The 10,991-nt window shown below is 38.7% G+C and carries 11 protein-coding genes; all 11 read right to left on the bottom strand.

Features of this window, described 5'->3' with window-relative positions; translation table 11 throughout:
* Positions 1–436: 436 nt before the first annotated feature.
* The 11 genes from lysS to hpt all read right to left on the bottom strand — a co-directional run bounded on the left by lysS (position 437) and on the right by hpt (position 10,989).
* Positions 437–1,924, bottom strand: a complete 1,488-nt coding sequence (lysS, locus tag GX497_18270) for a lysine--tRNA ligase (protein ID HHY75124.1) — start codon at positions 1,922–1,924, stop codon at positions 437–439.
* A gap of 150 nt (positions 1,925–2,074) precedes the next feature.
* Positions 2,075–3,076, bottom strand: coding sequence for a tRNA dihydrouridine synthase DusB (gene dusB, locus GX497_18265; protein HHY75123.1), 1,002 nt, complete (start codon positions 3,074–3,076; stop codon positions 2,075–2,077).
* 29 nt (positions 3,077–3,105) lie between these two features.
* Entirely contained in the window at positions 3,106–3,588 is a 483-nt protein-coding gene (gene folK, locus GX497_18260; protein HHY75122.1) for a 2-amino-4-hydroxy-6-hydroxymethyldihydropteridine diphosphokinase, read from the bottom strand.
* On the bottom strand, positions 3,585–3,947 hold the full coding sequence (folB, locus tag GX497_18255) for a dihydroneopterin aldolase (GenBank protein ID HHY75121.1): 363 nt from the start codon (positions 3,945–3,947) through the stop codon (positions 3,585–3,587). The genes folK and folB overlap by 4 nt, the downstream gene beginning before the upstream one ends.
* Entirely contained in the window at positions 3,940–4,794 is an 855-nt protein-coding gene (gene folP / locus GX497_18250; GenBank protein HHY75120.1) for a dihydropteroate synthase, read from the bottom strand. The genes folB and folP overlap by 8 nt, the downstream gene beginning before the upstream one ends.
* Before the next feature lie 101 nt (positions 4,795–4,895).
* A complete protein-coding gene (pabA, locus tag GX497_18245) occupies positions 4,896–5,489 on the bottom strand; it encodes an aminodeoxychorismate/anthranilate synthase component II (protein ID HHY75119.1) in 594 nt (197 codons plus the stop codon).
* Between the two features lie 141 nt (positions 5,490–5,630).
* The gene (cysK, locus tag GX497_18240) at positions 5,631–6,551 is read right to left on the bottom strand and encodes a cysteine synthase A (protein ID HHY75118.1); all 921 of its coding nucleotides are present in this window, start codon (positions 6,549–6,551) and stop codon (positions 5,631–5,633) included.
* Between the two features lie 79 nt (positions 6,552–6,630).
* Positions 6,631–7,506 carry an Hsp33 family molecular chaperone HslO gene (hslO, locus tag GX497_18235; GenBank protein HHY75117.1) on the bottom strand — a complete coding sequence of 292 codons (876 nt, stop codon included), beginning with the start codon at positions 7,504–7,506 and terminating at the stop codon, positions 6,631–6,633.
* Positions 7,499–8,290 (bottom strand): type III pantothenate kinase, encoded by a 792-nt coding sequence (locus GX497_18230; GenBank protein HHY75116.1) that lies wholly within the window; start codon positions 8,288–8,290, stop codon positions 7,499–7,501. The genes hslO and GX497_18230 overlap by 8 nt, the downstream gene beginning before the upstream one ends.
* A gap of 98 nt (positions 8,291–8,388) precedes the next feature.
* Complete coding sequence (locus tag GX497_18225; protein ID HHY75115.1) at positions 8,389–10,332, bottom strand: ATP-dependent metallopeptidase FtsH/Yme1/Tma family protein; 1,944 nt, start codon at positions 10,330–10,332, stop codon at positions 8,389–8,391.
* A gap of 117 nt (positions 10,333–10,449) precedes the next feature.
* On the bottom strand, positions 10,450–10,989 hold the full coding sequence (gene hpt / locus GX497_18220; protein ID HHY75114.1) for a hypoxanthine phosphoribosyltransferase: 540 nt from the start codon (positions 10,987–10,989) through the stop codon (positions 10,450–10,452).
* Between the last annotated feature and the right edge of the window lie 2 nt (positions 10,990–10,991).

The raw sequence follows: 10,991 nt of genomic DNA, 5'->3' as shown, positions 1-10,991 counted from the left end.
CTGAGCCAGGATCAAACTCTCCAAAAAGGGTTTGATTGCTCAAAAATTTTACTGACTTGCTTGTTGGATTCTACTATCCAACCTTTTTTTTGCACGCTTGACATTTTGTTTAGTTTTCAAAGAACATATCATTTGTTTTGCCGTCAATTTCTGGCGGCTTTTTAATTATATCGCGTAGTTTCATAGAAGTCAACAAGATTTTTAATCTTTTTTCGACATTGTTTTCAACAGCGACTTTTTCAATATATCATTATTGCCTATTCATTGTCAACACTTTTTAATAGTTAAATCTTAAAGTATTTTTGTGACAACGTTTAATACTATATCAGCTTCAAATATAATTATCAAGTATTTTTATCGATGCAGAAAAGAAAAAAGGGACTAGCACCTTTGTCTTCTGAATTATAATTGAACAAATGGTGTAAGTCCCTTAGCTTTAGTCTCTATGGCGCATTAATGGGAATAATAATACATCTCTAATCGAAGGAGAATTCGTAAGTAACATTACTAGACGGTCTATACCGATTCCTAATCCACCTGTTGGAGGCATACCGTACTCCATTGCTTCGATATAATCCTCATCCATCATGTGAGCTTCATCGTTTCCTTCTTCTCTTTCTTTTAATTGAGCTTCGAATCTTTCTTTTTGGTCAATCGGGTCATTCAACTCTGTAAAGGCATTCGCATGTTCCCTAGCAACTATAAACAATTCAAATCGGTCTGTGAAACGTTCATCATCATCATTTTTCTTCGCTAATGGTGAAATTTCTACTGGGTGTCCGTATATAAACGTTGGTTGAATTAATTTTTCCTCTACTCGTTGTTCAAAGAATTCATTCACAATATGACCAAATGTCATATTATCTTTAATTTCAATATTGTGTTCTTTCGCTAATGCCCGTGCTTCTTCATCGCTCATTTTCTTCCAGAAATCAACACCGACATATTCTTTAATTGCATCCACAATATGAAGTCGAGTCCATTTCGGCTCAAGATTTATTTCATTATCACCGTATTGGACAGTTGTTGTTCCAAGAACATCTTTGGCAATATGAGCAATTAAGTTTTCCGTAAGGTTCATAATATCATGGAAATCTGCATAAGCCTCATAAAGCTCAATCATCGTAAACTCCGGATTATGGCGTGTTGAGATTCCTTCATTGCGGAAAACGCGGCCAATTTCGTAAACTTTCTCTATGCCGCCAACAATGAGGCGTTTCAGATGTAATTCTATCGCAATACGCATATATAATTGCATATCTAATGCATTATGATGTGTTATAAACGGTCTAGCTGCAGCACCACCAGCAATCGAATGCATCATTGGCGTTTCAACTTCAAGATAGCCTCTATCATCCAAATATCGACGCATAGATTGTAGTATTTTACTTCTAGTTACAAATGTTTCTCTACTTTCCATACTTGTAATTAAATCAAGATAGCGCTGACGATACCGTTGCTCGATATCTTTTAAACCGTGGTATTTTTCAGGTAACGGGCGAAGTGCTTTTGATAAAAATGTAAATTCTTTTACTTTTATCGATAATTCCCCAACATGTGTTTTAAATACTTCCCCGCTTACCCCGACGATATCGCCTAAATCAGCTTTATCAAAAATTTCATACTGTTCCTCGCCTACTGTGTCTTGGCGAACGTAAATTTGTACTTGGCCATGTAAATCTTGAATATGGGCAAACCCAGCCTTCCCTTTGCCGCGCTTCGTCATAATTCTGCCTGCCATTGATACTACAATCGTCTTTTCTGCAAGTTCTTCTTTTGTAAACTGATCATATTGTTCTTTTAGAGTTTTAGTAGAATCAGTTCTCTCAAATCGTTTACCAAATGGGTCAATACCTTTGTCTCGAAGTTGCTCTAGCTTTTCGCGCCTTACTATTAATTGATCGTTTAATTCTTCATGACTCATTTCATCATCTCCACATCTTATTCTCCAAAGGTAGGTTATATATAAAGTTAATCAAATAATATAAAAAACTGCCAGTGGGTACTGGCAGTAATCAGATAAAAATAATCTCATCGGTATTATATGGTAGAGTTATTAATGTGTCAAATAGCTTTATCCAACCTGAACACCTTCATCATATCTTTCTTCCAGAAACGATATATATTCCTGAAGTAAAGATTCCAATTCTGCTCTTGCCTCACATTCATTTATGGCATTGCGTACTTTAGCATTTCCGCGCAGCCCTTTTAAATACCATGAAGCATGCTTGCGCATTTCCATTATACCAACTTTTTCACCTTTCAGATTAATTAAGCGGTCAGCATGGAGCATACATACTTTAATTTTTTCCTGTGGAGACGGAGGTGCCATTAACTCACCTGTTTCTAGGTAATGAACTGTTCGATAAATCATCCATGGGTCGCCAAGTGCAGCCCGGCCAATCATCACCCCGTCGCAACCTGTCATGTCTAGCATTCTTTTGGCATCCTCAGGAGTTTTCACATCACCATTTCCAATAACCGGGATATTTACTGCATCTTTTACTTGCTTAATAATATCCCAGTTCGCTTTTCCTTCATACATTTGCACACGAGTCCGGCCATGCAGTGACACCGCTTTTCCCCCAGCCCGTTCTACAGCTTGGGCATTCTCAACAGCATAAATATGGTTGTCATCCCAACCCATTCGCATTTTTACCGTAACCGGCTTTTCCACAGCATCAACAACCGCCGCAACCATCTCATAAATTTTATTTGAATCTAAAAGCCATTTTGCACCAGCGTCGCTTTTAATAATCTTCGGGACAGGGCAACCCATATTGATATCAATAATGTCAGCTGTCGTATTTTTCTCTACAAATTTAGCAGCTTCAACAAGAGTTTCTTTTTCGCCGCCAAAGATTTGTAGACTTAAAGGCTTTTCACGCTCATCAATATAAAGCATGTCCATTGTTTTTTCATTTTTATATAAAATCGCTTTATCGCTGACCATTTCCGCACATACAAGTCCTGCTCCAAATTCTTTTACGATTAGGCGGAAGGCTGCATTGCATACCCCTGCCATTGGCGCTAAAACAACTTGGTTCTTCAACTTAATATCGCCTATTTTAAACATTACAGTCACCTCTTTACTGTTGAAGTACTTTACTTGCGCTCGATGTATAACGATATACCTTGATCTTTCTGAAAAGAATCAACATCAAGCTTATATTGTGATAATAGCTCCTTATTAATTTCGAGCAAAGGAATCATAACAAAAGCTCGTTCAAACATTCGTGGATGTGGAACAATTAACTGCTCCGAATTTATATTTTCATTATTAAAAAGCAAAATGTCAAGGTCAATTGTTCGTGGACCCCAACGAATCTCTCTCGTTCGACCAAGCTCATTCTCAATATTTTGTGTAACTGCCAGTAAGTCAAATGCGGTTAAAGAGGTTTTTAACTTCACAACCATATTCAAAAACTTCGGTTGTTCAGTATAACCAATTGGCTCTGTTTCATAAATAGACGAAAAATCACTTATGAAAATATTCTGGTGTCCATCCAACATGTTTATGGCCACCTCTAGAAACCGCCTTCGATTCCCTTGATTTGTACCAAGTGAGATGTATGCAATATTATTCATGTTCTTCCCCTTCGAATTTCAATGGCAACAGATTCATAATGACCTCGTATCGGCGGGTCCGGCTTGATAAGTTTAACTGTACAAAAAGCAATTTGGGAAAAAGCGGTTAATAGCGATTGCGCCAATTGTTCTGCCACTTTTTCAATTAATTGATAAGGAGGGCCTTCAAGCACTTCCTTCGTAATTATATAGACTTCTGCATAATTTACCGTTTCATTAAGGTCATCCGTGTGCCCAGCTTTTAATAAATCCAACTCTAAAACGAGGTCAACAATAAATCGTTGCCCGAGTCGATTTTCCTCTGGCAATACGCCGTGATAACCATAAAACTCCATTTTATTTAAATAGATTTTATCCATTTGACATCACCTTAGTTGGTTTTCCTAACATTGCATCCATCATTCTTGCCATTCTCGTTATTTCCTTAACATCATGGACTCTGACGATATGACAGCCTCTTTCGATGCCGAGACAAATTGTTGCCCCAGTACCTTCAACCCTTTCATTTACAGGTAATTCTAAAGCAGTACCTATAAATCTTTTTCTTGAGGTTGCTAACAAGACAGGATAACCTAAATCAACTAATAAATTTAAATTACGCATCAATTCTAAACTATGCTCATAGTTTTTGGCAAAGCCAAAGCCTGGGTCAATAATAATATTTTCATCGCGAACACCGGCATTTTTGGCGATGGCGATGCTTTCTCGCACATCAGCGATTAAGTCTTCCAGAAAGTTCTGATAGTTCATATTATCTCTGTTATGCATAAGAATAATTGGCACATTATAATGGGCAGCAACCTTTGCCATTCTTGGATCTGCTTTCGCTCCCCAAATATCATTAATAATATCCGCTCCAGCCTCCACCGCATGGATTGCAACCTCAGACTTATATGTATCAACCGACAACGGTTTATTGATTTTCTTTTTCAATGCTTTAATAATCGGAACAACCCGGCTTATTTCCTCATCATCACTTATTCTTTCGTAGCCGGGCCTTGTCGACTCGCCGCCAACATCAATAATATCAGCACCCTCATTTATCATCCGTTCCGCTTGAAATAACGCCTTCTCTTCACTATTATAGCGACCGCCATCTGAAAAAGAATCTGGAGTAACATTCAAAATCCCCATAATCCATGTCTTACTGTTCATATCAAGCTTTTTACCGCCACAAGTAATATACAACGGCCTTCTTGTTTCCATTTCTTTCAAATCCTTTCATAAACAATGAAAGACCATTTGCTTAAGCATCTGGTCTACATTGTATAAAGACTCAATTTTATTGTTCCAAATCAGCTCAAGTTTTACACTTGACCCTGATGTACTTTCTGATTGTACGTTTCGATAAAATTCCGAAGCATCTCTTTCCCATAGGAGGTGATAATCGATTCTGGATGAAATTGCACTCCTTCAATCGGTAGCTCTTTATGGCGGATTGCCATAATTTCATCATCCGCCGTCCATGCCGAAACCTCGAAACAGTCTGGCAGCGTTTCTTTTTTCACAATTAAAGAATGATATCTGGCAACAGTTATAGGCTGTGCTATATTTGCAAATACTGTTTTCCCATCATGGAAAATTTCAGATGTCTTCCCATGCATAAGACGCTCTGCCCTGACGACGTCGCCGCCAAACACTTGTGCAATCGACTGATGTCCTAAACATACGCCGAAAATTGGAATCCTTCCAGCAAACGTCCGAATCGCTTCCATACTAATTCCCGCTTCATTCGGAGTACACGGTCCAGGCGATATCATTAAAATGTTCGGATCCATTTCCTCTATTTCCCGGGTATTAATTTCATCATTCCTTTTTACAACAAGCTCCTGCCCTAATTTGCCTAAATATTGCACTAAATTAAACGTGAACGAATCATAATTATCAATCATTAAAATCACTTTACTCACCTCTACTCAGCATTTTCTAAACTCATCTCATAAAAATATTTGCCACTTCATTGTAATAAACTTCATGCAAAAAAAACAGTCCTTATTAGCAAAAAGGACTGTTTTTATCAAAATAATCTTTCGACACGACCATTAATCTTCAAACTGATAAAGTGCTGTACTTAAATAACGCTCTCCATTGTCCGGAATAATCGCTAAAACTTTCTTTCCTTTACCTAATTGCTTCGCTACCTTTAGGGCTCCCGCAATAGCAGCGCCTGCAGAAATCCCGCATAATACACCTTCTTCTTTTCCGGCACGGCGGGCATGCTCAAATGCTTCTTCATTGTCAATTTTTAATATTTCATCATAAACATTTGTATTTAAAACCGTAGGAACAAAGCCAGCTCCAATTCCTTGGATTTTGTGAGGACCTGGTTTTCCTCCAGATAAAACCGGTGAATCCGTTGGCTCTACAGCAAAGATTTTAACATCTGGAAATTTCTCTTTCAAAACTTCACCCGCACCAGTAATCGTACCACCAGTTCCAATTCCAGCAACAAAAGCATCCAATTGATCCATTTGTTCAGCAATTTCTTTTCCCGTTGTTTCACGGTGAATTTGCGGATTTGCTTCATTATTGAATTGTTGCGGCATAAAATAACCGTTTTCTTTTGCAAGTTCTTCCGCTTTGGCAATCGCACCCTTCATACCTTCAGCTCCAGGCGTTAACACAAGCTCTGCACCATAAGCACGAAGAAGATTGCGTCTTTCCAAGCTCATCGTATCTGGCATTACAAGAATTGCTCTTAATCCTTTTGCAGCGGCAACCATCGCTAAACCAATCCCTGTGTTACCACTAGTTGGTTCAACAATTGTACTTCCTTCTTTTAAATCTCCTTTTTCAATGGCAGCATTAATCATCGCTAAGGCAATCCGGTCTTTTACACTGCTGCCAGGATTAAAATACTCTAATTTTACATATACATCTGCATCATTCTCACTAGTTAAACGATTAAGCTTAACAATCGGTGTAAATCCAATTAATTCATCAATAGAGTTCGCTACTCGCATTCGTCCCACTCCAATTCCAAGTAATTATATCGGTATTTAAGATTTAATAAGTAAACCTTATCAGTATTCTTAATTATTGTCAATAGTTTTTTCGTTCTAAAAGCTCTGTTAAGTCTGCCACCGTAAAATGATATTCCTCATTACAGAAGTTACAATGGGCATCTGCCTTGCCATCCTCTTCAATCATTGCTTTTATTTCATCCGCCCCTAAACTCACAATCGCATTAGCTAGTCTTTCCTTTGAGCATGTGCATTTAAACGAAACAGGCATTTTTTCTAAAATTTTTATTTCACCAAGTAATTTTTCTAAAATTTCTTCTGGTGTCAATCCATCTTGAATTAACTTGGAAATGGGCGGAATCGAATTAATTTGTTTTTCAATTTTATCAATCGTTTCATCGCTTGTCCCTGGCAGTAACTGAATAATGAATCCTCCAGCTGCCAAGATAGAATGGTCTGGATTTACCAATACACCTACCCCGACTGCAGATGGTACTTGTTCAGAAGCAGCAAAATAATATGTAAAATCTTCACCTAATTCACCTGATACAAGCGGTACTTGGCCTGTGAAATGTTCACGCATCCCTAAATCCTTTACGACAGATAAAAAGCCAGTATTACCGACTGCTCTAGTAACATCTAATTTTCCATGTTCATTTAATTCAAAGTCAACATGTGGATTTGAAACATAGCCGCGCACCTCGCCTCTTGCGTTGGCATCAACAAGAATGGCGCCAATTGGACCGCCGCCCTCAATTTTTACGGTAATTTTATCGTCCCCTTTTAACATCGCTCCCATCATTGTTGCCGCGGTCATTGCGCGTCCAAGTGCTGCTGATGCAGTAGCCCATGTATCATGGCGCCTTTGCCCTTCAGAAACCGTTTCTGTTGAATTAATACCATACGCTCTCACTTGGCCGTCATAAGCCAATGCTTTTATTAAATAATCAGACATCGAGTTTACTCCTTTCACCGGCTTGGTTACGGGCAAAAATCATTTGCAAGCCCTTTAATGTTAAAAATGGATCAACGATATCAATGGCATCTGATTCCTTGGCAATAAGCGGTGCCAATCCACCTGTTGCGATAACCTTTGGCGCGGCGACGGCTTGTTCCTTCATCCTTCTTACAATTCCCTCAACCTGACCAACATAACCATACAAAATACCTGCCTGCATTGCATGGACTGTATTTTTGCCAACGACTCCATTTGGTTTAGCAATTTCAATACGAGGTAATTTAGCTGCCTTTGTATATAAAGCCTCTGTAGAAATATTAATTCCCGGCGCGATTGCCCCCCCCACGTAATGCTTGTCCTCGTCGATGTAGCAATATGTTGTAGCGGTACCAAAATCAACAATAATTAACGGAGCCCCATATTGATGAATGCCTGCCACCGCATTGACAATCCGATCTGCACCAACCTCTTTCGGATTATCGTACTTGATATTTAATCCCGTTTTAATACCAGGTCCTACAATCATCGGGGTAATATGAAAGTATTTTTCACACATTCTTTCTAATGAAAACATAATCGGCGGAACAACGGAGGAAATAATGATGCCGCTAATATCGGTAGATTTAATTCCGACATGGGTAAATAACTCCTTAATTATCATCCCATACTCATCTTCCGTTTTATGTCGGCTTGTTTCAATTCTCCAATGATGCTTTAAAACTTCGCCATCAAAGACACCGAGTACTGTATTTGTATTTCCAACATCAAAAACAAAAATCATATATCATCACCCTGTATCAAGATTTTTACAACGCTTTCGAAATAGGAGCTAAAAATGAGGCTAACCCAAAACATAGGGGTCAGCCTCATTTTTAAAAATTACTCTTTCGGCGGTTCGTTATCATCATTTTTTGTATTGATGTTAACAATCACGTCATCTTTCGTAGTTTCATCTTTAGATGAAGTTGGAGTCTTCTCTTTTCCATTGTTGCCTTCAGGCAATGTTCCATGATCAAATAAGTGCCTAATTTGTTCTGCATCCAACGTTTCAATTTCTAGCAGTGTTTTTGCAATTAAATGATGCTGCTCGGAATGTTCAGTTAAAATTCTCTTAGCCTTATCATAGCATTCTCTAATAATACGTTGAATTTCCATATCAATTTCATGGGCAATCGCATCACTATAGTTTTGCTCATTATTTATATCGCGGCCTAGGAATACTTGACCACTAGATGCGTTCCCGAATTGCATTGGTCCAAGTTTGTCACTCATACCATACTCTGTTACCATTTTCCGGGCAATACTTGTTGCTCTTTGAAAGTCGTTATGAGCACCTGTACTTACATCACCAAGCACAATCTCCTCAGCGACACGTCCGCCAAGCAAACCGGTAATTTTATCAAGCAGCTCTGGTTTTGTCATAAAATAACGGTCTTCTTTCGGAAGCATAACAGCATATCCACCTGCTTGCCCGCGCGGAACGATGGTGACCTTGTGGACCATGTCCGCTTCTTCGAGCACAACCCCAATAATTGTATGTCCCGCCTCATGATAAGCAACGATTTTACGTTCTTTTTCAGAAATTACCCTGCTCTTTTTTGCCGGCCCGGCAATGACACGGTCAATCGCTTCATCAATATCCTCAACCGTAATCACCTTTTTATCGAATCTTGCGGCGACAAGCGCTGCTTCATTTAACAGATTTTCAAGATCAGCACCTGAAAATCCAGGTGTACGTAATGCGATAGTTTTTAGATTTACATCCTCTGCCAACGGTTTATTTTTAGCATGGACGCCTAAAACCGCTTCCCGACCTTTTACATCTGGTCTGTCGACTGTAATTTGACGGTCAAATCGACCAGGACGTAGTAACGCTGGGTCTAGAATATCAGGGCGGTTTGTTGCCGCAATAATAATGATACCCTCATTCGCACCAAAACCATCCATTTCAACAAGTAACTGGTTCAATGTTTGTTCACGTTCATCATGACCACCGCCAAGGCCAGCGCCACGTTGACGACCGACAGCATCGATTTCGTCAATGAAAATTATACATGGTGCGTTCTTTTTCGCATTTTCAAATAAATCGCGAACACGTGAGGCACCGACACCGACAAACATTTCCACAAAGTCCGAACCACTTATAGAGAAAAACGGCACTCCTGCTTCACCTGCAACAGCACGAGCAAGTAGCGTCTTACCAGTTCCCGGAGGTCCGACAAGCAGAACACCTTTTGGAATACGAGCCCCTAATGCTGCAAATTTGCGTGGGTCTTTTAAAAATTCTACAACTTCAACAAGTTCTTGCTTTTCTTCATCTGCACCGGCAACATCTTTAAAACGAACCTTTTTCTTTTCTTCACTATAAAGCTTTGCCTTACTCTTACCAAAGTTCATAACCCGGCTTCCGCCACCTTGGGCTTGATTTAGCAAGAAAAAGAACAAAATAAAGATAATGATAAAAGGAATAATCGATGTAAAGAAGGTTACCCACCCGCTCGTTTCTTCAGCTGGTAAAGGTTCAACTTTAGCACCACTTTGCCTTATCATTTCGATGAAATTTGAAGCCGTCTCTGTTTGAAGAACATATGAAACGAAATATTGGCCTTCACTATATGATTTTAGCTGGCCCCTTATTTCATATACTAGTCTTTCCGGTTGTATTGTTATTGACTTTATATCGCCTTTTTCTACGTGGGACATGAATTGGTCATATGTTAGTTGTTCTTGTTTTTGACCAGTGCCACTAAAGAAGCTTACTACTCCGATAACAACCAAGAAAATTAATAAATAGAAAATTGTATTACGGAAGATCCGATTCATCACTTACCTCCTCCTGCGAAGCAAACAAACTATAGTAAATGGTACCATACAAAATTAAAAAAACACAACAAATTACAATTATAAAAAGGATATTTTTTCTATTATAGCGCGAAATTACTAACTTTCGTAAACCTCAGGCTTTAAAACACCGATATAAGGAAGATTACGATATTTCTCAGCATAGTCTAATCCATAGCCGACGACGAACGCATTTGGTACATTGAAACCAACTAAATCAGCATTAAGATCAACTTTACGACCTGTTGGTTTATCAAGTAATGTTACAATCTTAATTGATTTAGCTTTGCGATAATGAAGAAGTTCGACGAGATAATTTAATGTAAGACCACTATCAATAATATCCTCAACAATAATAATATCCCGACCTTCAACAGATGTATTTAAGTCTTTCACTATTTTAACCTCACCAGATGAAACAGTTGAGCTTCCATAGCTTGAAACATCCATGAAGTCCATTTCAAGATGGATGTTCATATTTTTGACAATATCGCTCATAAAAGCAACCGCGCCTTTTAATACGCCAATCACCAACGGAAACCGATCTTGATATTCCTCAGTCAAAATAGCTCCAAGTTCTTTAATCCTATTTTGAATCTCCCCTTCTGAAATAAGTACCTCTTTAATATCATGCTTCATTC

Origin of the sequence: Bacillus sp. (in: firmicutes), from assembly GCA_012842745.1 — a bacterium.
GTDB lineage: Bacteria > Bacillota > Bacilli > Bacillales > Bacillaceae_J > Schinkia.
The sequence above is the reverse complement of the archived record's forward strand: the minus strand, read 5'-3'. Positions and strand labels throughout refer to the sequence as shown.

Bases quoted from the DNA above. Each gene is read 5' to 3' on its own strand.
- hslO (HHY75117.1), bottom strand. From the start codon at position 7,506: ATGTCTGATTATTTAATAAAAGCATTGGCTTATGACGGCCAAGTGAGA.
- GX497_18230 (HHY75116.1), bottom strand. From the start codon at position 8,290: ATGATTTTTGTTTTTGATGTTGGAAATACAAATACAGTACTCGGTGTC.
- folP (HHY75120.1), bottom strand. From the start codon at position 4,794: ATGGAAACAAGAAGGCCGTTGTATATTACTTGTGGCGGTAAAAAGCTT.
- lysS (HHY75124.1), bottom strand. From the start codon at position 1,924: ATGAGTCATGAAGAATTAAACGATCAATTAATAGTAAGGCGCGAAAAG.
- cysK (HHY75118.1), bottom strand. From the start codon at position 6,551: ATGCGAGTAGCGAACTCTATTGATGAATTAATTGGATTTACACCGATT.
- GX497_18225 (HHY75115.1), bottom strand. From the start codon at position 10,332: ATGAATCGGATCTTCCGTAATACAATTTTCTATTTATTAATTTTCTTG.
- hpt (HHY75114.1), bottom strand. From the start codon at position 10,989: ATGAAGCATGATATTAAAGAGGTACTTATTTCAGAAGGGGAGATTCAA.
- folK (HHY75122.1), bottom strand. From the start codon at position 3,588: ATGAATAATATTGCATACATCTCACTTGGTACAAATCAAGGGAATCGA.
- dusB (HHY75123.1), bottom strand. From the start codon at position 3,076: ATGTTTAAAATAGGCGATATTAAGTTGAAGAACCAAGTTGTTTTAGCG.
- folB (HHY75121.1), bottom strand. From the start codon at position 3,947: ATGGATAAAATCTATTTAAATAAAATGGAGTTTTATGGTTATCACGGC.